At 69.4% G+C, this 23,746-nt stretch carries 15 protein-coding genes; 10 read left to right on the top strand and 5 right to left on the bottom strand.

Features of this window, described 5'->3' with window-relative positions; translation table 11 throughout:
- Positions 1 to 89: 89 nt before the first annotated feature.
- From recC to HU825_RS03905, 4 genes are all read left to right on the top strand, one after another.
- A complete protein-coding gene (recC, locus tag HU825_RS03920) occupies positions 90 to 3,344 on the top strand; it encodes an exodeoxyribonuclease V subunit gamma (RefSeq protein WP_234302953.1) in 3,255 nt (1,084 codons plus the stop codon).
- Positions 3,341 to 6,889: an exodeoxyribonuclease V subunit beta gene (recB, locus tag HU825_RS03915; RefSeq protein ID WP_234302952.1), complete on the top strand. Its 3,549-nt coding sequence runs from the start codon at positions 3,341 to 3,343 to the stop codon at positions 6,887 to 6,889. Before recC ends, recB begins: the two co-directional genes overlap by 4 nt.
- Positions 6,889 to 8,736: an exodeoxyribonuclease V subunit alpha gene (gene recD / locus HU825_RS03910; protein WP_234302951.1), complete on the top strand. Its 1,848-nt coding sequence runs from the start codon at positions 6,889 to 6,891 to the stop codon at positions 8,734 to 8,736. Before recB ends, recD begins: the two co-directional genes overlap by 1 nt.
- Before the next feature lie 139 nt (positions 8,737 to 8,875).
- A complete protein-coding gene (locus HU825_RS03905) occupies positions 8,876 to 9,319 on the top strand; it encodes a hypothetical protein (RefSeq protein WP_077682263.1) in 444 nt (147 codons plus the stop codon).
- Here HU825_RS03905 and HU825_RS03900 read toward each other — a convergent pair whose 3' ends face one another.
- On the bottom strand, positions 9,320 to 10,258 hold the full coding sequence (locus HU825_RS03900) for an AEC family transporter (RefSeq protein ID WP_193749388.1): 939 nt from the start codon (positions 10,256 to 10,258) through the stop codon (positions 9,320 to 9,322).
- 146 nt (positions 10,259 to 10,404) lie between these two features.
- Between HU825_RS03900 and HU825_RS03895 the strand changes: the two genes are divergently transcribed.
- Positions 10,405 to 11,604, top strand: a complete 1,200-nt coding sequence (locus HU825_RS03895) for a GGDEF domain-containing protein (RefSeq protein WP_077682262.1) — start codon at positions 10,405 to 10,407, stop codon at positions 11,602 to 11,604.
- 7 nt (positions 11,605 to 11,611) lie between these two features.
- On the opposite strand, the gene HU825_RS03890 is transcribed toward HU825_RS03895, so the two are convergent.
- On the bottom strand, positions 11,612 to 12,013 hold the full coding sequence (locus HU825_RS03890; RefSeq protein ID WP_043295300.1) for an acyl-CoA thioesterase: 402 nt from the start codon (positions 12,011 to 12,013) through the stop codon (positions 11,612 to 11,614).
- A gap of 220 nt (positions 12,014 to 12,233) precedes the next feature.
- On the opposite strand from HU825_RS03890, the gene HU825_RS03885 reads away from it, so the two are divergent.
- The 5 genes from HU825_RS03885 to phoU all read left to right on the top strand — a co-directional run bounded on the left by HU825_RS03885 (position 12,234) and on the right by phoU (position 19,200).
- Positions 12,234 to 13,199, top strand: a complete 966-nt coding sequence (locus HU825_RS03885) for a PstS family phosphate ABC transporter substrate-binding protein (protein ID WP_008569376.1) — start codon at positions 12,234 to 12,236, stop codon at positions 13,197 to 13,199.
- 167 nt (positions 13,200 to 13,366) lie between these two features.
- A complete protein-coding gene (locus HU825_RS03880; protein WP_234302950.1) occupies positions 13,367 to 15,643 on the top strand; it encodes an ABC transporter permease subunit in 2,277 nt (758 codons plus the stop codon).
- A gap of 108 nt (positions 15,644 to 15,751) precedes the next feature.
- A complete protein-coding gene (pstA, locus tag HU825_RS03875) occupies positions 15,752 to 17,368 on the top strand; it encodes a phosphate ABC transporter permease PstA (protein WP_234303368.1) in 1,617 nt (538 codons plus the stop codon).
- 99 nt (positions 17,369 to 17,467) lie between these two features.
- Positions 17,468 to 18,295, top strand: coding sequence for a phosphate ABC transporter ATP-binding protein PstB (pstB, locus tag HU825_RS03870; RefSeq protein WP_003286776.1), 828 nt, complete (start codon positions 17,468 to 17,470; stop codon positions 18,293 to 18,295).
- 176 nt (positions 18,296 to 18,471) lie between these two features.
- Positions 18,472 to 19,200 carry a phosphate signaling complex protein PhoU gene (phoU, locus tag HU825_RS03865; RefSeq protein ID WP_043295305.1) on the top strand — a complete coding sequence of 243 codons (729 nt, stop codon included), beginning with the start codon at positions 18,472 to 18,474 and terminating at the stop codon, positions 19,198 to 19,200.
- A 99-nt stretch (positions 19,201 to 19,299) separates the two neighbouring features.
- Here the strand turns inward: phoU and HU825_RS03860 are convergent, their stop codons facing one another.
- The 3 genes from HU825_RS03860 to HU825_RS03850 form a co-directional block, all read right to left on the bottom strand.
- Positions 19,300 to 20,673 carry a DUF3482 domain-containing protein gene (locus tag HU825_RS03860; protein WP_234302949.1) on the bottom strand — a complete coding sequence of 458 codons (1,374 nt, stop codon included), beginning with the start codon at positions 20,671 to 20,673 and terminating at the stop codon, positions 19,300 to 19,302.
- A complete protein-coding gene (locus tag HU825_RS03855; protein ID WP_234302948.1) occupies positions 20,666 to 22,066 on the bottom strand; it encodes a DUF2868 domain-containing protein in 1,401 nt (466 codons plus the stop codon). Before HU825_RS03855 ends, HU825_RS03860 begins: the two co-directional genes overlap by 8 nt.
- Before the next feature lie 81 nt (positions 22,067 to 22,147).
- Positions 22,148 to 23,668: a nucleobase:cation symporter-2 family protein gene (locus HU825_RS03850; protein WP_234302947.1), complete on the bottom strand. Its 1,521-nt coding sequence runs from the start codon at positions 23,666 to 23,668 to the stop codon at positions 22,148 to 22,150.
- Positions 23,669 to 23,746 lie beyond the last annotated feature (78 nt).

Genomic DNA, 23,746 nt, shown 5'->3' with positions numbered 1-23,746 from the left:
TTGCGACGCCATGCCGCGGCGCCCGGCCGGCTCGCCACTCGCGCGGGTGGCCTGTAACCTTGCCCGCTCGACCTTGCTGTGGTGCGCGCATGCTCAACCTCTACCACGCCCCCGATCTGGAAACCCTCGGCGAACTGGCCACCACGCTGCTCGCCCAGCCGCTGGCCGACCCGTTCGCCCCAGCGCGGATCGTGGTGCCGAGCCAGGGCATGGGCCGCTGGCTGACCCTGGAGCTGGCGCGCAAGCAGGGCATTGCCATGCAGCTCGACCTGCAGCTACCGGCCGCCTTCGTCTGGGACCTCAGCCGCACGGTGCTCGGCAGCTTGCCGGAGCAGTCGGCGTTCGCCCCGTCGACGCTGACCTGGCGGCTGTACGGCTGGCTGTGCGAGCCGGCCAATCTGCAGTTGGCGCCCCGCCTGGCGCAGTACCTGGAGGGTGGCGACGAGCGCCGGCGGCTGAGCCTGGCGGCGAAGATCGCCGATACCTTCGACCAGTACCTGCTCTACCGCGACGACTGGCTGGCCGCCTGGGAACGCGGCGAAACCCTCGACCTCGGCGCCGATGAAAGCTGGCAGGCGCTGCTCTGGCGCGAACTGACCAAGAACGGCCACCCGCACCGCGCACGTCTGCTCGGCGACCTGCTGCAGCGGCTGTACCGCGACGAGCCGCTGGCGGGACTGCCCGAGCGGTTGCTGGTGTTCGGCATCAGCAGCCTGCCGCCGCATCACCTGCGCGTGCTCGACGGCCTGGCGCGGCACATCGACGTGGTGGTCTGCGCGCTCAACCCGAGCCGCGAGGCCTGGGGCGAGATCCGCGATATCCGCGAGCTGGCGCGTCGGCCCGAAAGCGCTGCGGACGACTGGTACCTCGACGTCGGCCACCCGCTGCTGGCCAGCCTCGGCAAGCAGGGCCGCGACTTCTTCGATGCGCTGTTCGCCCTCGACGGCGCGGAGTTCGGCCTGTACTCCGAGGACGCGGACCTGCGTGACGACAGCCTGCTGCACGCGCTGCAGCACGACATCCTGCGCCTGCGCACGCGCCGGCCGGAGGAGCGCATGGCGCTGGCCGCCGACGACCGTTCGCTGGAAGTGCACGTTGCGCATTCACCGCTGCGCGAGGTGGAAATCCTCCATGACCAGCTGCTGGCGCGCTTTGCCGCCGACCCGGCGCTGAGCCCCGATCAGGTGGTGGTGCTGACGCCGGATATCGAGCGTTACGCGCCGTTCATCGAGGCGGTATTCGCCGCCCGCGAGGGTGTGCCGCGCATTCCCTACAGCCTGGCCGACCGCAGCCTGCGCGCCGAGGTACCGCTGATCGAGGCGTTCCTGCAGTTGCTGCTGCTGGCGCAGAGCCGCTTTACCGCCGAGGAAGTCCTTGCCTGGCTGGAGCAGCCGGCCATCGCCCGCCGCGCCGGTATCGACAACGAAGACCTGCCGCTGCTGCGCGACTGGTTGCGTGACGCCGGCGTGCGCTGGGGCCGCGATGCCGGCCAGCGCGCCGCGCTCGGCCTGCCGGACGAGGCCGCATTCACCTGGCGCCAGGGGCTGGATCGCCTGCTGCTGGGTTTTGCCGCGCCGCCGCAACTGGCCGGCGACGCCGCGCCACTGCTCGGCGAGCACTGGCCGCTGGATGCCCTGGAAGGCGCGCGCGGCCAGCTGCTCGGGCGGCTGGTGGCATTCGTCGAGCGCCTCGGCGAGCTGGCCGACCGGCTCGCCCGCCCGCGATCGCTGGCGCAATGGGCCGACGATCTGCAGCTGCTGCTCGACGAGCTGTTCGATGAGCGCGAGGCCGGCGATACCCTGTTGCTGCTGTCGCAGGCCTGCGCGGCGCTGCGCGAGCAGGCGCAGGCGGCGGACCTGGCCCGGCCGATCGAGGTGGAGCTGGTACATCAACAGCTCAGCGCGGCGCTGCAGCAGGGAGGCGGGGCGGCGGGCTTTCTCACCGGCGCGGTGACCTTCTGCACCATGGTGCCGATGCGCAGCCTGCCGTTCCGCCTGGTCTGCCTGCTCGGTCTCGACGACGGTGCCTTCCCGCGGCGCAATCCGCCGGCCGGCTTCGACCTGATTGCCCGCCATCCGCGCCGCGGTGACCGTGCACGGCGCCTGGACGACCGCTACCTGCTGCTGGAAACCCTGCTCTCGGCACGTGAGGCGCTGTACCTGTCCTACGTCGGCCGCGACCCGCGCGACAATGCCGAGCTGCCGCCTTCGGTGCTGCTCAGCGAGGTGCTGGAGGCAGTCGACCTCACCGCGGTGCTGGCCGACGGCGGCAAGCCCAGCGCGCGGATCGTCATCGCCCATCCGCTGCAGCCCTTCGCCCCGGGCAACTTTGCCGGCGGCGCGCATGCCGGCTTTGCCGCCGCCTGGTTCCGCGCCGCCCAGGCACTGGCGGCACCCGCACGGGACGTGGTGCCGTTCGCCAGCCTGCTCGCCGAGCCGGACGCCGCCTGGCTCACCATCGAGCCGTCGCAGCTGTTGCAGTGCTTTCGCCACCCGCCGCGCTTTCTGCTCGAGCAGCGCCTCGGCCTGCGCCTGGCCGAGGCCCAGCAAGCGCTGGCCAGCGACGAGCCGTTCGAGCTGGAGCTGCCCGCCTGGAATGGCCTGCGTCAGCTGTCGTTGCAGGCCGTCGAGCACGGTTGGAGCGACCGCGACGAGCGTCGGCTGGCCAGCGCCGCCGGTTGGCTGCCGCCCGGCGAACTCGGCCAGGCGCTGTGGGGGCGGCTGCGCGGGCCGGTCCGCGCCTTCGCCCCGCGGTTGTTCGAGCAGCGCCCGCAGGCCGTACCCGAGCCGCTGGCGATCGACATCACCCTCGCCGGCGTGCGCATCCACGGCTGGCTGGACGGCGTGACGCCGAGTGGGCTGTTCGGCTGGAAGCTCGGCCGCCTTGGCGAATGGGACCTGGCGCCGTTCTGGCTGCGCCACCTGCTGCTCAACCTGGCCGCCACGCCGGCTATCGAGCGCCGCAGCCTGCTGCTCTCGCCGGCCGGCGACTGGCAGCTGGGGCCGCTGGCAAACGCCGCCGCATTGCTCGAACCCTGGCTCGCCGCCTATCGCAGCGCGATCCGCGAGCCGCTGCCGCTGCTGGCGCGTAGCAGCCACGCCTTCGCCCGCGGCTATCGCAACCCGGCACGCGGCAGCGAACCCATCGAAACGGCGCGCAAGCGTGCCCGTGAGGCGTGGCTGGGCGCCGAGTTCAGCCCCATCGCCGGCGAGTGCGAAGACCCCTGGAACGCGCTGGCCTTCCGCGACCGCGATCCGCTGGACGCGCGTTTCGAGGCGCTGGCCGAGCAGCTGATCGGCCCGGCGCTGGATGCCCTGGCCCCGGACGAGGAGCAAGACGCATGAGCCTGGACCTGCTCGATTCGCCCTTCGACGGCCGCTCGCTGATCGAGGCCAGCGCCGGCACCGGCAAGACCTGGACGCTCACCGCGCTCTACGCCCGCCTGCTGCTGGAGCGCCAGCTGTCGGTGGGGCAGATCCTGGTGGTCACCTACACCACCGCCGCCACCGCCGAGTTGCGCGAGCGCATCCGCGCGCGGCTGGCCACGCTGCTGGCGGTCTATGACGGCACGCCGAGCGACGACGACTTCCTCAACCGCCTGCACGCGCGCTTCCCCGACGACGCCTCGCGCCGGCGCCTGCTGCTCGCCGTGCACGGCTTCGACGAGGCTGCGGTGTTCACCATCCACGGCTTCTGCCAGCGTGCGCTGCAGGATGCCGCGTTCGAGGCCGGCGGCGACTTCGACAGCGAACTCACTGCCGACGACCGCGAACTGATCGACGCGCTGCTGGCCGATGCCTGGCGCGGCGAGCTGGCCGCCGCCGATCCGGCCTGGGCGCGCCTGCTGGCCAAGCAGAAGATCACCCCGCAATGGCTGCGCCAGCGCCTGCGCGCGCACCTGGGCAAGCCGTACCTGCGGGTCGAGCCGCACGAGCCGCCGGCGCCTGCTGACAGCCGCGCCGTCGAGGCCGCCTGGCAGCGCGCCGCGACGCTCTGGCAGCAGAACGGCAACGCCTGGGTGGAGGAACTCGACGCCCATCGCGGGCTGAGCCAGAGCACCCACAAGGCGCTGAAATTCCCGCTCTGGCGCAGCGAACTGGACGCCTGGTTCGCCGATCCGGCGGCGCTCTACGACGCCCCGGACGGCCTGCTCAAGTTCGGCGCGCGGGCGCTGGCCAAGGCCTGCAAGAAGGGCTTCGACGCCCCCGACTGCGCGTTGGCGCAGGCGCTGGATGAACTCGCCGACCACCTCGCCGAGGCGCTGCCGGCCGGCCGCCAGCGGCTGGTCGCGCTGCAGGTGGCGCTGCTCGCACGGCTCAACCGCGAGCTTCCCGAGCGCAAGGCGGCGCAGCGCCTGCTGGCCTTCGACGACCTGCTCAACCGTCTCGACCAGGCGCTGCAGGGGCCGGTGGGCGAGGACCTGGCTGCGGCGCTGCGCAGCACGTATCCGCTGGCGCTGATCGACGAATTCCAGGACACCGATCCGATCCAGTACGCCATCTTCGATCGCATCTACGCGCGCGGCAGCGGCGCCTCGCTGTGCTTCGTCGGCGACCCCAAGCAGGCGATCTACGCCTTCCGCGGCGCCGATCTGGCGACCTATTTGCAGGCCCGCCAGCAGATCGACCGGCCGGCCTATGACCTGCCGGTGAACCACCGTTCGACGCCGCAACTGATTGATGCGCTGAATCGCTTGTTCGCGCGCCCGCGGCCGTTCTCCGAGGACGGGCTGGACTATCCGCCGGTCACCGCTGCCGACAAGTCACGCGCCACCCTGCGTCTGCAGGAAGACGAAGCCGGCGCGCCGCTGGCGCTGGTCTGGCTCGGCGACGATGCGCTGAGCAAGGCGGAGGCGGCCGAACTCGCCGCCCGCGACTGTGCCCGGCGCATCGCGCGGCAACTGGCCGCCGCTGCCGAGGGCCGCGCCGGCTTCGAGCAGGACGGCCAGTTCAGCCCGCTCAAGGGCGGCGACATCGCCGTGCTGGTGGCCAACCACCGGCAGGCCGCGCTGATCGCCGAGCAGCTGGCTGCCCGCGGCGTACCCAGCGTGCGCCGCGGGCGCGACAGCGTCTGGGCCAGCGAGGAGGCCGCCGAGCTGGCCGCGGTGCTGGCCGCCTACGCCGAGCCGGGCCGCGAAGGCCTGCTGCGCCACGCCCTGGCCACGCGCCTGCTGGGGCGGAGCGCCGTCGATCTGGCGCGCTGCCAGGACGATCAGCAGCAATGGGACAGCGAGCGTGAGGCGGCCGAGCGCTACCACCAGCTCTGGCAGCAGCAGGGCTTCATGCGTGTGTTCCGCGCCTGGCTCGACGAGCAGGCGGTGGCCGAGCGGCTGCTGGCGCGCCTCGACGGCGAGCGCCGGCTGACCAACCTGCTGCACCTGGGTGAGCTGCTGCAGGCCGAGAGCCTGCTGCGGCCGGGGCTGGAACCGCTGCTGGCGTGGTTCAACGCCCAGCGTGGCGGCGAAGGCGCCGGCGACGAGGCGCTGCTGCGCCTGGAAAGCGATGCCGAACGGGTGCAGATCGTCACCATCCACACCAGCAAGGGCCTGGAGTACCCACTGGTGTTCTGCCCGTTCCTCTGGGACGGCAAGCTGCTGGGCAAGAATCTCGACAGCGCGCGCTGCCACGACGAACACGGCCGGCCGCTGCTGGACCTGGGCAGCGCCGAGCTGCCGGACAATCTGCAGCGCGCGCGCCGCGAGACGTTCGCCGAGCAGCTGCGCCTGGCCTACGTGGCGCTGACCCGCGCGCGGGATCGGCTGTGGCTGCACTGGGGGCCGGTGGCGCTGCCCAAGGCGAAGAAGGACGGCGAGCTGCCCGATGAAGGTCTGCATAGCAGTGCCCTGGCCTGGCTGCTACACGGCCGCGAGCTGGCCGGCGCGGATGCGCTCGGCGAACTCGGTAACCATCTGGCTGCGCTGGACGGCGCCGGCCTGCGCGGCGAGGTCGAACGGCTGACGCAGGCGAGCGCCGGCAGCACCGCCTGCCTGCCGCTGGAAACCCGTGAGGCGAGCACCGCCGACAGCCTGCGCGCCGTTGCGCCGCGACAGCTGGCGCGCCTTGAGCGCAGCCTGCACAGCGCCTGGCGTATCGGCAGCTTTTCCGGGCTGGCCGCCGGCCTGCATATGGAGGCCCCGGACCGCGACGCGCTGGTCATGCCGGACGCGGCCGAGCCGGGCAGCGGTTTCTTCGCCTTCCCGCGTGGCGCGCGTGCCGGTACCTGCTTGCACGCGATCCTTGAAGACTGGGCGCGTGGCCGGGGCGCGCTGGCCGAGCGGGTCGAGCCGGCGCTACAGGCCTTCGGCCTGCCGCTGGAATGGCGCGACATCGCCATCGCCCAGCTGCAACAGGTGCTGACCACCGATCTCGACGGCGCCGGCTTGACGCTGGCCGGCCTGCACGCCGCCCGTCGCCTGCCGGAGCTGGGTTTCACCTTCCCGGTGCGCCAGCTCGACGTCACGCGCCTGCGCGCGCTGCTCGCCGATCCGGCCAGCGGGCTGCCGGCGCCGCTGCGCGAGGCGGCGGCGCGGCTGGAGTTCGACACCCTGCGCGGCTTTCTCAAGGGTTTCATCGACCTCACCTTCGAGCATGACGGGCGCTGGTACATCGCCGACTACAAGTCCAACTGGCTCGGCCCGGACGCCAGCTACTACGGCGGCGAGCGGCTGTTGCAGGCGCTCGCCGGCGAACACTACTACCTGCAATACCTGATCTACCTGGTGGCGCTGCGGCGTTTCCTGCGCCAGCGCCTGGCGGATTTCCGCGACGAGCAGCTGGGCGGCGCCTTCTATCTGTTCCTGCGCGGCATGCCCGCGGCCGGGGTGTATTTCGCCCGTCCCGACGATGCGTTGCTCGATGCGCTGGACCGGCTGTTCGAGGAGGGACACTGATGGCCGACACCGCCGCGACGCTGGCGCAACTGCTGCTGGGTGCGCTGGAACGCGCCTTCATCGCCAGCCTGCAGCGCCTCGAGCCGACGGCGCCGGTGCCGGTCCTGCTGGCCGCCGCGCTGTGCTGCGAGGCGCTGGGCAAAGGCGATGTCTGCCTGCCGCTGGCGCGCCTGGCCGGGCGCAGGCCGTGGCCGGAGCACGATATCCGCCTGCCGGCGCTGGCCGACTGGCGCGCCTGCCTGCGCGCCTCGTCGCTGGTCGGCGCGCCCGGCGCCTACGCGCCGCTGATCCTCGACGGCGAGCGGCTCTACCTCGCCCGTTACCAGGCCTACGAGCGGCAGCTGGCCGAACAGTTGCTGGCGCGTGCCGGCGATCGGTCGCCGGTCGATGAAGCGCAGCTCGGCGAGAGCCTGACGCGGCTGTTCGCCTTCAATCAGCAGCGCCCGGACTGGCAACGGCTGGCCGCGGCGCAGGCGGTACGCCGGCGGTTGGCGGTGATCTCCGGCGGCCCCGGCACCGGCAAGACCACCACCGTGGTGCGCCTGCTCGCGGCATTGCTCGAACAGCCCGGCGGCGAGCGGCTGGCCATCGGCCTGGCGGCGCCCACCGGCAAGGCGGCGGCACGCATGGCCGAGGCGATCCGCCACGCCAAGGCCGAGCTGCCGGTCAGTGACGCGGTCAAGGCGGCGCTGCCGGACGAAGCGCGCACCCTGCATCGCCTGCTCGGCAGCCGCGGCGACAGCCCGCGGGTGCGCCACGACGCGGCCAATCCGCTGCCGCTCGACGTGCTGGTGGTGGATGAGGCGTCGATGGTCGATCTGGCGCTGATGGCCAAGCTGGTCGCCGCGCTGCCGCCCAAGGCGCGGCTGATCCTGCTCGGTGACAAGGACCAACTCGCCGCCGTGGAAGCCGGCGCGGTGTTCGCCGAACTCTGCGAAGGGCGAGGCTTCGATGCCGAGGCGGCGGCCGATCTCGAGCGCATCACCGGTCAGGCCGTGGCGGTCGAGACACCGCACTCGCGCCTCGGCGATGCGGTGGTGCTGCTGACGCACAGTCATCGCTTCGCCGGTGGCAGCGGTATTGGCGAGCTGGCGCGGCGGATCAACGGCGGCGACGCGCGCGGCACGCTGGCGTTGCTGGACGAGGCGCGGGCCGATCTGCGCTGGAACGCGGCTCCCGCCGCGCCGGCGCTGGTCGAGCGCCTGGAGGCGAGTTATCGGCCCTACTTGCAGGCCGCGCAGCAGGGCGATCCGGCACAGGCGTTCGCGGCGTTCAACGATTTCCGCGCACTCACCGCGCAGCGCGAAGGCGCCTTCGGCGTCAACGGCCTCAACGAGGCGCTGGAGGCACGGCTGCGGCGCCGTGCCGGTGTGCCGGTGCGTGAGCGCTGGTATGCCGGCCGCGCGGTGATGGTGCGGCAGAACGACTACGCGCTCGGCCTGTTCAACGGCGACATCGGCCTGTGCCTGTGGACCGAATTCGGCTGGCGGGTGTTCTTCGAGGGTGACGAGGGCCATCGCGCGTTCGCCCCGGCGCGCCTGCCGAGCCACGACAGCGCCTTCGTCATGACGGTGCACAAGAGCCAGGGTTCGGAGTTCGGCGACGTGCTGCTGGCGCTACCCGAACAGCCCGGCCCGTTGCTGACCCGCGCGCTGTTCTACACCGGCATCACCCGCGCCAAGCGCACGGTGGAAATCTGGGCATTGCCGGCGCGGCTGACCGAGGCCGTGAATACCCGCGCCGAACGCGCGGCCGGGCTGGCCGAACGGCTGGCTGCCGACCCGCCTGCGACGGCGAAGCCGGCGGAAGGCGCGAGCGGCGCGCAGGGTCAGCTCAGTCTGTTCTGATCGTCTGCCAAAAGCGGGCAACTTGCGTGCTGCGGCGGTTTTCTCGGCAGTGGTTCGACGGTTTCGTGAAGCGGTTGCCGATATCGCGGGTGGGTTTCTGCTCCGATGCGTGTTCGTCAGCGCACGCGGAATCGGACGTATGGAAAAGCTTTTTTATCTCCTCTGGGCAGCCGTCAGCCTCGGGCTGGGCGGCCTGGCGCTGTTCGCCGTGTGGCAGCAGGCGAGTGTGGTCAATCTGCTGTTCCTCGGCATGGTCGGCTACTACAGCTTCTGTTTCGGCGGGCTGATTCGCGCCGCCTACCTGCCGTGGGGGCTGCTGGGACCGCATCGGCGCAGCGGCTACTGGCTGTGCCTGATCCTGCTGCCGCTGGCGCTGGTTCCGCTGCATGCGGCCTATCGGATCTGGGAGCAGGGTGGCTATGTGGCAGTGGCGACGTCGCGACGTACCGCCTGGCTGCACCAGCTGCTCGGCTGGTTGCAGGACGCACTCGGCTATCTCGGGCCGCTGCTGGCGCTCTGCGCGCTGGGCATCGGCCTGGCACTGGCGCTGCTGCGTCTGCTGCGCCGGCAGGTGGTGCGCTGATCAGCCTTCCAGCAGGGTCAGCACCAGCGGCAGGCTGGCGGCGGCGAGCAGCGTCTGCAGGGTGATGATGCCGGCCATCAGGTGACTGTCGCCGCCGAGCTGGCGAGTCAGCACGTAGGCGGTCGGTGCGGTCGGCAGGGCGAAGAACAGTACGAGGATGGTGGTTTCCATCGCCGGCAGCGCGAACAGGGCGGCAACGCCATACGCCAGCAACGGCACCGCCAGCAGGCGCACGGCGCTGCTCCAGCCCAGCGTCGGAATTTCCCCGCCCAGTTCCTTGGGCTTCAGCGCCGCGCCTACGCACAGCAGCCCCAGCGGCAGGCTGGCGGCGGCCAGCAGGCCGAGCAGGCGGTCACTGCCGCCGGGCAGGCCGAAACCGGCCAGGTTGACCAGCGCACCGGCCAGGCAGGCGAGAATCAACGGGTTGCGCGCGATCGGCAGCAGCAGGCTGCGCGCGCTGATACCGCGTTCGGCGGTCAGCGCCCAGACCGACATGACATTTACCGTCGGCACCATCAGCGCCAGCATCAGCGCCGCCAGCGCCAGGCCGTCCTTGCCGAACAGGCTACCGACGGCCGCCAGACCCAGATAGGTGTTGAAGCGCAGCGCACCCTGCGCGAGCGCACCGAAGCGCGCCGCCGGCCAGCCGCGCAAACGCCGGCCGAGCAGCAGGACGCCCCAGGCTAACCCGAGGGCGAGCAGCACCGCTGCGCCCAGACGCGGCAAGGCCGGGTTGTCCAGTGGCGCGGTCGCCAGGCTGTTGAACAATAACGCCGGAAACAGGACGAAGTAGTTCAACCGCTCGGCGCCCGGCCAGAAGGCGTCGTCGGGGAAGCCGCGCAGTCGCAGGACATATCCGGCGACGATCAGGGCAAACAGGGGCCAGAGGGCGAGCAGAAGAGCGGTCACGGGGTGCGTTCGGGCGATAGGAAGGCCGATCTTGGCGGCTCTTGCCGCGTGCCGCAAGCCGTCCTGCCGCGCTGGAACCGGCTCCGTTCGTCAGTCAGACTCGTCGGAGGGCGGTTGTTTGCGTCCCAGTAATGGCGTAGTGATATCATTCTGCGCCACCACAGCAGGCTTGTTTCATGCGCATCACCGAGCATTCATCGGCGGCCGAATTCAGCGACACCCCCTACGGGCGGCAGTTGCTGCGGGGCTTTCGCCTGCTGTTGTTCAAGCCCGAGCTGGAAGCCGAGTTCCGCCGCTTCCTCGATCGCCAGGCGCGCGGCGCGCAGCGCGTCGCCGCGCTGCTGCTAATCATCGCCGTCGGCGGCTACCTGTATGCCGAACGTGTGCTGTTTCCGCATGACGATCCGCAGTGGTTGAGCCGGCTCACGGTGCTGCGCCTGGTGGAGCTGTCGCCGGGGGTGCTGGTGCTGCTGCTGAGCTTTTTCAGCAAGACCTACCAGGCGCGCGCCAACCAGTTGTTCCCGATGCTGCTGGTGCTGATCGGCGTGGTCGCCGCGATCATCGACATCCAGTACGAACTGGCGGCGCAGCCCTATGCGTTTCGCTATGGCGCCGGCCTGCTGATCATCAGTTCGTTCTTCTTCCTCGGCATGACGTTCTGGCATTCGCTGCTCTGCGCGCTGTCGATCGTGGCGATCGACGTGTTCATGGCCAGCCAGATCCTGCCTTCGGATCGCCTGCCCGAGCACTGGATTGCCGTCAGCTACTACCTGCTGCTGCTGGTGATCGGTGCGATCAGCCGTTACGTGCACGAATACTCGCAGCGTCAGCAGTTCCTGATGCGCAAGCTGCTGGGCTGGGTCGCCGCGCACGATGCGCTGAGCGAGCTGCCCAACCGGCGCAGCCATGACGAGGCGTTGCGGCAGCGATTGGCGCAGGCGCGGCGCGACGATGTGCCGGTGAGCCTGTTGCTGCTCGACCTGGATGATTTCAAGGCCTACAACGATCGCCTCGGTCATCCTGCCGGCGATGCACTGATCGGTGAATTCGCCCGGCTGCTCGCCAGCTTCGCGCGACGCCCGCTGGACCAGGCGGCGCGCGTCGGTGGCGAGGAATTCGCCCTGCTGCTCTACGACTGCACCGAGGATGCCGCGCAGCAGATCGCCAGTCAGGTGCTGGCCGCGCTGCGCCGACAGGCCATCGCGCACCCGGCATCGGCGCAGGGGCGGGTCGGGGTGAGTATCGGTATCGCGACGCTGCAGCCCGGGCAGAACGCCGGGCAGCTGTATTCGGCGGCGGACGCGGCACTCTACCGCGCCAAGCAGGCGGGCAAGAACCGCTTCGCCGGGCCGGACGAGTTGTCGGCCGCTGGTTGAGCGGCGCTCAGCGCCGCGGCGTTACCGGGCGCGTGCGGCCGCTGTCGTCGATGGCGACGAAGACGAACACCGCCTCGGTGACCTTGCGCCATTCGCTGGACTGCGGATCGTCGCTCCAGACTTCCACCAGCATGCGGATCGAGCTGCGCCCGACTTCCAGCGTCTGGGTGTAGAAGGACAGCTGCGCGCCAACCGCCACCGGCACCATGAAGGCCATGCGGTCGATGGACACCGTCGCCACTCGCCCGCCGGCCACGCGGCTGGCCATCGCGGTGCCGGCCAGATCCATCTGCGAGACCAGCCAGCCACCATAGATATCGCCGAAGCCGTTGGTTTCGCGCGGCAGGGCGGTCAGCTGCAGGGCCAGGTCGCCCTGGGGAATCGGATCTTCCTGTTCGTATTCTTTCATCGGTCGGACTCGCGGCGCGATTGTTGTTCTGGCGCGAAAACCCCGCGCTAGGGCGGGAAGCGCGCAGTATAACGGCACTCAGACGGTGCAGCGACCGCCCCCGGTCAAGATTGCCGACGGTAACAAGATTGTCACACTCGCTTCATAGAGTGTTCATACGGCCTGCAGATACTGGCCCCCGTTCCAACACACTCGAACACACCTCTGCTAGGAGCAAGGTATGAAACTGAATCGTTTGATGGCGGCGCTGACCTTCGTGGCCGCTGGTGTGGGTGCCGCGAGCGCGGTTGCGGCAGTCGATCCGGCTCTGCCGAGCTACGAGAAGACTTCCGGTGTTTCCGGCAACCTTTCCAGCGTCGGCTCCGATTCTCTGGCCAACCTGATGACCCTGTGGGCCGAAGAATTCAAGCGCAGCTACCCGAACGTCAACATCCAGATCCAGGCCGCCGGTTCCTCCACCGCGCCGCCCGCGCTGACCGAAGGCACCGCCAACATGGGGCCGATGAGTCGCCCGATGAAGGACAACGAGATCCAGGCCTTCGAGCAGAAGTACGGCTACAAGCCGACCGCCGTGCCGGTCGCGATCGATGCCCTGGCCGTGTTCGTGCACAAGGACAACCCAATCAAGAGCCTGGACATGGAACAGGTCGACGCGATCTTCTCCAGCACCCGCCTGTGCGGTGGCGCTCAGGACATCAAGACCTGGGGTGACCTGGGCCTGACCGGCGAATGGGCGGCCAAGCCGATCCAGCTGTTCGGACGCAATTCGGTATCCGGCACCTACGGCTACTTCAAGGAAGAAGCGCTGTGTAAGGGCGACTTCAAATCCAACGTCAACGAGCAGCCGGGCTCGGCCTCGGTGGTGCAGTCGATCTCCAGCACCCTGAACGCCATTGGTTACTCGGGCATCGGCTACAAGACCTCCAGCGTGCGCGCCGTGCCGCTGTCCAAGGGTGGCGAAGCCTTCGAGGCCAACGAAGAAAACGCCCTGGCCGGCAAGTTCCCGCTGGCGCGCTTCTTCTACGTCTACGTGAACAAGGCGCCGAACAAGCCGCTGAGCCCGATCGATGCCGAGTTCATCAAGCTGGTGCTGTCCAAGCAGGGCCAGGAGGTCGTGGTCAAGGACGGCTACATCCCGCTGCCGAAGAAAGTGGTCGACAAGACCATGCAAGACCTGGGTCTCTAACGACCCGCACGGAGGATCGGCGGCCACCCCGCCGGTCCTGCGTCACGATGCCCGCCACGCACTTCGCGCTGGCGGGTTTCGTCGTGTCACCCGGTTGTAATTTTTCTGTCACACGGCTTGATTAGATTAGTCGCCCTGACGGGGCCGCCCGGCCCAGGAACCTTGGCATGAACGACATAGAGCCCATGACCGCGAACTCCGATGTGCAACGGCTGGATTTCAATACGCCGGCCCTGCAGCGTAAACGCCGCATTCGCGCGCTGAAAGATCACCTGGCGCGCTGGTACGTCACCATCGGTGGCCTGGCGGTGCTGGGCGCGATCACCCTGATCTTCTTCTACCTGGGGCAGGTCGTGCTGCCCATGTTCCAGGGCGCCGAACTCGAAGCACGGGAAGTCCAGCGCCCGGCCTGGCTGGCCGAGGACAGCCAGGCACTGCTGCTGGCGATCGAAGAGCAGAACCAGGTGGCGATGCGCCTGAACGCCGAGGGCCAGGTGCGTTTCTTCGCGCTGGCCGACGGCGCGCCGCTCGCGAACATCGCGCTGGCGCTGCCGGCTGACAGCCGCATCGTCTCGGTCGGTCAGGACACCCCCGGCACCCGCCGCCTGGTGCTCGGCCTGAGCAACGGTCAGGCGCTGGTCATCGAGCACGAGTACCAGATCACCTACCCGAACAACCAAAAGACCATCACGCCGCGAATCGTCTATCCATTCGGCGAGCAGCCGCTGCAGCTCGACGCCGAGGGACGCGCGATCGAGCAGGCGGCCGTCAGCCTCAACGGCAAGACCCTGCTGGTCGCCGGTGCCACCGGCACCGCGCTGCATGCCCAGCGCATCGCCAGCAGCGAGAATCTGCTGACCGGCGAGGTCACCCTGGAACAGCAGCGCCTGGACCTGCCGCAGCTCGCCGAGCCGATCCGCGCGCTGCAGATCGATCCGCGCCACATGTGGCTGTACGCGGTCAGCGGCAAGGCCAGCGCCGACGTCTTCGACCTGCGCCGCAAGCAGCTCAACGGCCGCTACAAGCTGGTTGCCGACGGTGCCGAGATCACCGCCGTCAGCCCGCTGCTCGGCGGTATCTCGCTGATGATCGGCGACTCGAAAGGCGGCATCGGCCAGTGGTTCATGGTGCGCGGCGCCGACGGCTCGGCTGAGCTGCGCAACGTGCGCAACTTCACGCTGGCCGACAGCCCGGTCAGCCAGATCCTCCCGGAAGAGCGCCGCAAGGGCTTTCTCGCGCTCGACCGCGCCGGCACGCTGGGCATCTTCCACAGCACCGCGCACCGCACGCTGCTCAAGGAGCAGGTGGCCGACGGCGCCGCGCTGGCCGCGCTGTCGCCGCGCGCCACGCGCCTGCTGGTGGAGTCGCCGCAGGGCCTGCAGCGCTTCGTGGTCGACAACCCGCATCCGGAGATTTCCTGGAGTTCGCTGTGGGGCAAGGTCTGGTATGAAAGCTACGCGAAGCCCGACTACGTCTGGCAGTCCACCTCCGCCAACACCGATTTCGAGCCCAAGCTGAGTCTCGCGCCGCTGGCCTTCGGCACGCTCAAGGCGGCCTTCTACGCGATGCTGCTGGCGGCGCCGCTGGCGATCTGCGCGGCGTTCTACACCGCCTACTTCATGGCCCCGGCGCTGCGCCGCAAGGTCAAGCCGGTGATCGAGCTGATGGAGGCGCTGCCGACGGTGATCCTCGGTTTCTTCGCCGGCCTGTTCCTCGCGCCGTTCCTGGAGAACCACCTGCCGGGCATCTTCAGCCTGCTACTGCTGATGCCGCTGGGCATCCTGTTCGCTGCCTGGAGCTGGAGCCGCCTGCCCGAGCGCGTGCGCCTGGGCGTGCCGGAAGGCTGGGAAGCGCTGCTGCTGATTCCGGTGGTGCTGCTGGTGGGTGTCGGCTCGCTGGCGATCAGCGGGCATCTGGAAAACTGGCTGTTCGGCGGCGACATGCGCCTGTGGCTGTCCAATGACCTCGGCATTCCGTTCGACCAGCGCAACGCCCTGGTGGTCGGCCTGGCGATGGGTTTCGCGGTGATCCCGACGATCTATTCGATCGCCGAGGACGCGGTGTTCAGCGTGCCGAAGAGCCTGACCCTGGGTTCGCTGGCGCTCGGCGCCACGCCCTGGCAGACGCTGACCCGCGTCGTGCTGCTGACCGCCAGCCCGGGCATCTTCTCGGCGCTGATGATCGGCATGGGCCGCGCCGTGGGCGAAACCATGATCGTGCTGATGGCCACCGGCAACACGCCGATCATGGAAGCCAACATCTTCGAGGGTATGCGCACCCTGGCGGCCAACGTCGCGGTGGAAATGCCCGAATCCGAGGTCGGTGGCACCCACTACCGCGTGCTGTTCCTCGCCGCGCTGGTGCTGCTGATGTTCACCTTCGTGATGAACACCCTGGCCGAGCTGATCCGTCAGCGCCTGCGCGGCAAGTACGCCAGCCTGTAATGCACGCGCCGCCCGCGGGCGGCTGCGCCGAGATTTTCGAAAAGGTATCGATCCGTGAAAAAGGATTCGTTGAACACCTGGGTCAAGAGTGGCACTCCGTGGATCTGGATGAACGCCGGTGCGGTGGCCATCGCGGTGATCATGACCCTGGGCCTGCTGGCCGTGATTGGCGTGCGCGGCCTGGCGCATTTCTGGCCGGCCGACGTGATGGTCGCCGACTACCAGGTTCCCGGCGAGGCACCGCGCGTGCTGGCCGGCGAGGTGGTGCAAGCCGAGGAAGTGCCGCGCGCGCGGCTGGCGGCCAGCGGCCTGCCGGTCAATGTCGAGGGTGGCGAGTTCATGACCCGCGAACTGCTCAAGGTCGGCAACCGTGAAGTCTACGGTGCGGATTTCTCCTGGGTGGTCGGCGAATGGCTAAGCAACCCGCGCACGCCGCACCACATGGTGGTGCTGGAGCGCCGCGAGTGGGGCAACTTCTACGGCGAGCTGCTCAACGTCAAGGAGGCCGGGCAGCTGGTGGCCGAGGGCGACGCCGCCTGGGCCGAGCTGCAGCGCCGCCTCGAACGGGTCGAGCAGTTGCACGGGCAGATCAGTCAGGTGGAGAAGGTCGAGATCGGCCGGATCAACCACGGCCTCGAGCGCCTGCGCCTGAAGACCCGCAAGCTGGAGCTGGACGGTCGTCTGGATGCCGCGGCACAGGCCGAGCTGGACGCCGAGCGCGCCGAATGGGACGCCGAGTACCGCGTGCTGGAGCAGGAGCTGATCGCGCTGCAGCAGCAGTTCAACCGCGACAGCATCACCGTGCGCACCGTCGACGGCCGCGAGCAGCAGATCAGCATGGGCAAGGTGGTGCGCGCCTACTGGCCGAACGCCATGTCCACCACCGACAAGCTGGGCTTCTATGCGGCCAAGCTGTGGGAGTTCGTCAGCGACGAGCCGCGCGAGGCGAACACCGAAGGCGGCATCTTCCCGGCGATCTTCGGTACCGTGCTGATGACCCTGATCATGGCGGTGATCGTCACCCCGTTCGGCGTGATCGCGGCCGTCTACCTGCGCGAATACGCCAAGCAGGGCGTGCTGACCCGCATCATCCGCATCGCGGTGAACAACCTGGCCGGCGTACCGTCGATCGTCTACGGCGTGTTCGGCTTGGGCTTCTTCGTCTACGTGCTGGGCGGCTCGCTGGACCGCATCTTCTACCCCGAAGCCGCACCGGCACCGGTGTTCGGCACGCCGGGGCTGATGTGGGCCTCGCTGACCCTGGCGATCCTCACCCTGCCGGTGGTGATCGTCGCCACCGAGGAAGGCCTGGCGCGCATCCCGCGGATGATCCGCGAAGGCTCGCTGGCCCTCGGCGCGACCAAGTCCGAGACGCTGTGGCGCGTGGTGCTGCCGATGGCCAGCCCGGCGATGATGACCGGCCTGATCCTCGCCGTGGCGCGGGCCGCCGGTGAAGTGGCGCCGCTGATGCTGGTCGGCGTGGTCAAGCTGGCGCCGAACCTGCCGCTCAACGGTAACTACCCCTATCTGCACCTGGATCAGAAGATCATGCACCTGGGCTTCCACATCTACGACGTCGGTTTCCAGAGCCCCAACGTCGAGGCCGCGCGGCCGCTGGTCTACGCCACCGCGTTCCTGCTGGTGCTGGTCATCGCGGTGCTGAACTTCAGTGCGGTCGTCATCCGCAACCATCTGCGCGAGAAGTACAAGGCGCTCGACCATTAATTGAAGCGGCACGCTTCAGGCCAGCCTCCGGAGGAACGGGGCCGCGGCCGAAGCGTGCAGCGGTAGCTTGCAGCTTGCAGCTGCGAACGGAGTGAGCACATGCAAAGCAACACCCATTCCATCGATATTTCTTCGCTCGGCCGCGACAAGCGCGTGCTGGACCTGGCCACCGAGCCGGTGGCTATCGAGGTGCCCGACCTGAGCCTGTTCTACGGGCAGAAGCAGGCGCTGTTCAACGTCAGCATGAACATCCCGCGTCAGCGCGTGACGGCCTTCATCGGCCCGTCCGGTTGCGGCAAGTCCACGCTGCTGCGCTGCTTCAACCGGATGAACGATCTGGTCGACGGCTGCCGCATCGAAGGCGCGATCAACCTCGACGGCCACAACATCTACCGCAAGGGCGAGGATGTCGCCGACCTGCGTCGCCGCGTCGGCATGGTGTTCCAGAAGCCCAACCCGTTCCCCAAGAGCATCTACGAGAACGTGGTCTACGGCCTGCGCATCCAGGGTATCAAGCAGAAGCGCGTGCTCGACGAGACCGTCGAGTGGGCGCTCAAGGGCGCGGCGCTGTGGGACGAGGTCAAGGATCGCCTGCACGAGTCGGCGCTCGGCCTGTCCGGTGGTCAGCAGCAGCGTCTGGTGATCGCCCGTACCATCGCCGTGCAGCCGGAAGTGCTGCTGCTCGACGAACCGAGTTCGGCGCTCGACCCGATCTCTTCGCTGAAGGTCGAGGAACTGATCTACGAGCTGAAGTCCAAGTACACCATCGTCATCGTTACCCACAACATGCAGCAGGCCGCGCGCGTCTCCGACTACACGGCATTCATGTACATGGGCAAGCTGATCGAGTACGGCGACACCGATACGCTGTTCACCAACCCGGCGAAGAAGCAGACCGAAGACTACATCACCGGCCGCTACGGTTGAGGCCATGGGGAAATCTCCCCTGGCTTTGTCGGGCGCGCTTGCCGTACTAGATGTACTGTCGGCGCACGCCCTCCGCGCCAGCGAAGATTTCCCAAGGGCCTCAATGTCGACTCGACTATTTCCAGGTGCGCTGCGCACCAGAGCCGCCTAGCGGCAGTCTCCTCGGAGCGAGAACAATGATCAGCAAAGACAACCACACCCAACACATCTCCCAGCAGTTCAACGCCGAGCTGGAGGAAGTGCGCAGCCACTTGCTGGCGATGGGCGGCCTGGTGGAGAAGCAGGTCAACGACGCGGTCACCGCGCTGATCGAGGCCGATTCGGGCCTGGCCCAGCAAGTGCGCGAGGTCGACGACCAGATCAACCAGATGGAGCGCAACATCGACGAGGAGTGCGTGCGCATCCTCGCCCGCCGCCAGCCGGCGGCCTCCGACCTGCGCCTGATCATCAGCATCTCCAAGTCGGTGATCGACCTCGAGCGCATCGGCGACGAGGCGACCAAGATCGCCCGCCGCGCCATCCAGTTGTGCGAGGAAGGCGAGTCGCCCAAGGGCTACGTCGAGGTGCGCCACATCGGCGACCAGGTGCGCAAGATGGTGCAGGAAGCGCTCGACGCCTTCGCCCGCTTCGACGCCGACCTGGCGCTGTCGGTGGCGCAGTACGACAAGACTGTCGACCGCGAGTACAAGACCGCGCTGCGCGAGCTGGTCACCTACATGATGGAAGACCCGCGCTCGATCTCCCGCGTGCTCAGCGTGATCTGGGCGCTGCGCTCGCTGGAACGCATCGGCGACCATGCACGCAACATCGCCGAACTGGTGATCTACCTGGTGCGCGGCACGGACGTGCGGCACCTTGGCCTGGCACGCATGGCCGAGGAAGTGGAAGGCACCAAGGAGCGTTGAGCCGCCGCTCGTAGGGTGGGCTTAAACGTCTGTCTGCGCACCACTCGGGTGGGCTTCAGCCCACCAGAGGCTTATGCGCAGACCAACAGCCTGCCTGTCTCAGCTGTGTCGTAGCTCGGCTTGCAGCGTGTCCAGCGTCGCCTGGCGCTCGGCATCCTGCAGACGCGCGCCGGGGTTGAGCGACGACCACTCGGGGTGCGCGCGGCAGCGTTGCAGCGCCTCGGGCAGGCGGCCTTCGCGCCAGCCGTGATCCTGCGGGCCGCTCAGACGGATCGCGTCCAGCGCGGCGTGGCCGCGCGCGGCGAGGGCGGCGAGCAGCTGGCGCTGGCGCAGCGCGAGGAGACGCAGCACTGCATCGTCGACGCTCAGTTCGCGCTGGCCCTTGAGCTTGCCCAGCAGGCGGTTGCCATAGTGCCGTGCGGTCTGCGCGCCGCCGCCGGCCAGCGCGCCGAGCAGCGCCGCGGCGCCGAGGGTGATGCCGCCGACCATCAGGTCGACCCCGGCCCCGGCCGCCGCACCGGCCGCCATACCGCCGCCGATCTTCACGCCGAGCTGTTTGAGTGTCTCGGGGTTGAACAGATCGTCGCCCCAGCGGCCGTCGAGCAGCGGCAGTTCGCCGGCGGCCGCGTCGTCTTTGCCGAAGGCGTACAGGCGCAGCAGTGCTTCGACGCAACGTTGTTCGCGGCCTCGCACCGCATCGTGCAGGTCGCGGATGGCGCCGCGCTCCAGTTCCGGCTGCGCCGCCACGCTGCGTCGGCAGGCGGCGACATCCACCAGCAGCTCGGCGATCAGCCGCTCGCCGCTGGCCCGGCGTGCGGCGGCCTGCGCTTCGTGCTCCTCGATCAGCCGCTGCAGCCGCGGCCGCGCCTGCTCCAGCAGCAGCGCCAGGCTTTCGTACAGGCGGCGCTCGCCGTCCACCGGCGGCGCCACGCTGTCGAAGCGCACCAGCGCGTGCAGGCCGAGCCGCGCCAGCGCCTGGCGCCACTCCTCCTCGCGATGTCCTGGCTGGGCGACGAAATTGAGCACCGGCAGCAGCGGCTTGCCGCAACCGGCCAGTACCGCCAGCTCGTCCTTGTACTTGGCCAGCACCGGCTCGCGCGCGTCGATCACGTACAGCCCGGCGTCGCTGGCCAGCAGCTGGCGCAGCACCTTGGCTTCCTGCTCGAAACGCTGGCGCGCCTCGGCGCCGTCGAGAAAACGCGCCGTGCGCGCCGGGCCATCGAGGCGCTCACCGGGGCGCTCCAGCCGCTCGAGGAAGTCGAGCAGGGCGATGGCGTCCTCCAGGCCGGGGGTGTCGTAGAGTTCGAGCAGCGCCTGGCCATCCACCGACAGCCGCGCGCCCTCGACGTGACGGGTGGTGCTGGGGCGGTGCGACACCTCGCCGAAACCGCGGTCGCGAGTCAGCGTACGCAGCAGCGAGGTCTTGCCGACGTTGGTGTGACCGACCACGGCGAGCTTCAGCGCATCAGTCATGTCCGTTCTCCAGCCAGTTCAGCGGCGCAGCGCTCGAATGTGCCAGGCCCAGCGCATCCAGCGCCTGATGCCAGGCGTCCAGCCGCGCGCTGTCCAGCGCCTCGCCGGCCGGCGCCTGCAGCAGCCAGACGCGCGTGGCGGCGGCGCAGCGCGACAGCTCGCCGAGCAGCGCCAGGGTGCCGCGATCCGGCGACCGGCGCGGATCGCAGGCGATCGCCAGACGCGCCGGCGGAAAGCGCGTGAGCTGATCGAGCAGGCGTCGGCGGCCTTCGCGATCGTCGAGCACGCCGGCATCGGCCACGCCCTTGGGCAGCGGCGGCGGCCACGGCCGGCTGCCGTCCAGCTCGATGGCCACCAGCACGGCGCCGGCGCCGGCCTCGAGCTGCGCGCCGGCGCTCGGCGCGTGCAGCTGTGCCGGCGCGGCATCGCGGATGCCGAGGCGTTCGCTGGGCGGCTGCAGACGTTCGCGCAGCAGGCGGTAGCTCGGCTGTTCGAGATCGATCGCCAGCGCGGCCCGGCCGCGGCGCCAGCGCCACAGACACAACGCAGCGAGCAGCAGGCGCGGCAGCAGGCCGTAGACCAGCACCACGCCGACCAGCCAGCCGGCCCATTGCCGCCGCGCACTTTCCAGATCGCCGGCGAGCGTGCCGCTGGCGCGGATCTGCTCGCCATCCGGCACGCCGAAGCCGAGCAGCGCGGGCAGTGCGCCGAGCGCCTGGGTCAGACCGACGAAGGCGCTCTCGCCGAGGATGGTGGTTTCCCAGACGAAGCCGTAGCGGCGGGTCGCCAGCAGGGCGAGCAGCATGAGTAGCGCGCAAGTCATCGCCAGCAGCCACAGGCCATGCACGCCGAGGCCGAGCAGCCAGCGGCCGAGGCGCTGGCGCTGCAGCAGCACCGGCAGCGCCGGCGCCAGCTGCGCGGCGCGCGCATCGCGGGCGAACTTCTCGCTGAGCCAGAGCCATAGCCGGCCGAGCGCACCGCCGCTGTCACCGGCCAGCGCCAGGCCGAGTAGCCAGCCGAGCAGGGTCAGCAGGTTGAGCCCGAGCAGGCTGCCGAGCGCCCAGAACACGTTGACCGGGCGCTGGCCGTCACCCAGCGCGGCGAAGGCCAGACCGGCGCCGGTGAAAATCGCCAGCACGGCGAGGGCGATGGCGCCGAGCCGCGCGCCCTGGCGCCAGTGGCGCAGCGCTTCGAGCAGGCCGTCGCGGCGCGCCAGCCACAGCGCGCGGCGTTCGATGAGGGTGGACAGGTCGCCGCCGCCGGCGCGGGCCTGGCGGTTGGCTTCCTCGTCGTCCAGCGGGCCGGCGTGTTCCTCGCGCAGGCGCACGGCTTCGGTGAGCCAGAGGCGATCGACACGGGACAGCGAGGGGAGGGGAATGCGGGGATCGCTCACCGGGGGCTCCGCGGCCGGGGATGAGCGCAGAGCATAACCGCAGCCGGGCGGGCCGTGCACGGCGCCGCCCGGCCACTGTGCTCAGCTGCTGCCGGAGCTGGCGGCGTGCATCCGCGGCGGCGCGGGCGGTTCGGGCTGGTGATGGGCGTCGACCAGCGCCACCTCGTTGCCATCGATGTCGTACAGCTTGCCGTTGCGGAAGTAGTCGCCCTCATGCAGCGCGGCGATGTCGCGGTAGCGCAGGCTGCGCTCGCTGCCGGCGACGAACACCGACTGCTGGTCGGAGTTGCCGGCCTTGAGATGGTTGAAGGCCAGGTTGAGGATGATCGCCATGATCGCCGCCGAGCTGATGCCGGAGTGGAAGATGGTCTCGAACCAGGCCGGGAAGTGGTGGTAGAAGCTCGGCGCGGCGATCGGAATCATGCCGAAGCCGATCGAGGTGGCGACGATGATCAGGTTCATGTTGTTGCGATAGTCGACCTGCGCCAGGGTGCGGATGCCGCTGGCCGCGACGGTGCCGAACAGCACCACGCCGGCGCCACCGAGCACGGCGGTGGGTACCGCGGCGATCAGCCGGCCCATCACCGGCAGCAGGCCGAGGGTGACCAGGATCAGGCCGGCGGTGGCGACCACGTAGCGGCTCTTCACGCCGGTCACCGCGACCAGCCCGACGTTCTGCGCGAAGGCGCTCTGGGTGAAGGAGCCGAACAGCGGCGCCAGCGAGCTGGAAATCATGTCGGCGCGCAGACCGTCGCCCAGGCGGCGGGAGTCGACCTTGGTGTCGATGATCTCGCCGACGGCGAGGATGTCCGCCGAGGTTTCGACCAGGGTGACGATGATCACGATCAGCATCGACAGGATCGCCGCCAGCTGGAACTCTGGCGCACCGAAATGCAGCGGCGAAGGCAGCGCCATCAGCGGACCGTCGAGTACCTGGGAGAAGTCGGCCATGCCGAAGAACACCGCCACCACGGTGCCGATGACCATCGCCAGCAGGATCGACAGGCGCGAGATGCTCGCATTGCCGACCTTGCTCAGTGCCAGCACGGTGAACAGGGTGAAGGCCGCCAGGCAGATGTTGGCCACGCTGCCGAAATCCGGCGCCTGGCTGTTGCCGCCCATCGCCCAGCGCGCGGCCACCGGCATCAGCGTCAGACCGATGGTGGTGATGACGATGCCGGTGACCAGCGGTGGAAAGAACTTGGTGATGCGCGAGAACACCGGTGTGATGAACAGGCCGATCAGCGAGGCGGCGATCACCGCGCCGAACACCACCGGCAGGCCGCCGGCGCCGTCGCTGCCGATGATGGCGATCATGGTCGCCACGCCAGCGAAGGACACGCCCTGTACCAGCGGCAACTGGCAACCGAAGAACGGCAAACCGAGCGTCTGCAGCAGGGTCGCCAGCCCGCCGGCGAACAGCGAGGCGGCGATCAGCAGGCCGATGTCGGCGGGCGACAGGCCGGCGGCCTGGCCGACGATCAGCGGCACGGCGACGATACCGCCGTACATGGTGAGTACGTGTTGCAGGCCGTAGGCCAGGTTGGCGCCGACACCGAGATTTTCGTCCTCGGGCCGTCTTTCGGGGGCGGACACAGTCATGGGTAGCTTCTCCCGTTCGTTTTTATTGTGTCGGCCACTGTAGACAATTGGATGCGAGTTACGCCAGTGGTTGTATAC

The organism is Pseudomonas phenolilytica (assembly GCF_021432765.1).
Lineage (GTDB): Bacteria > Pseudomonadota > Gammaproteobacteria > Pseudomonadales > Pseudomonadaceae > Stutzerimonas > Stutzerimonas phenolilytica.
Note: the sequence above shows the minus strand (reverse complement) of the source record. Positions and strands in the feature narration are given on the sequence as shown.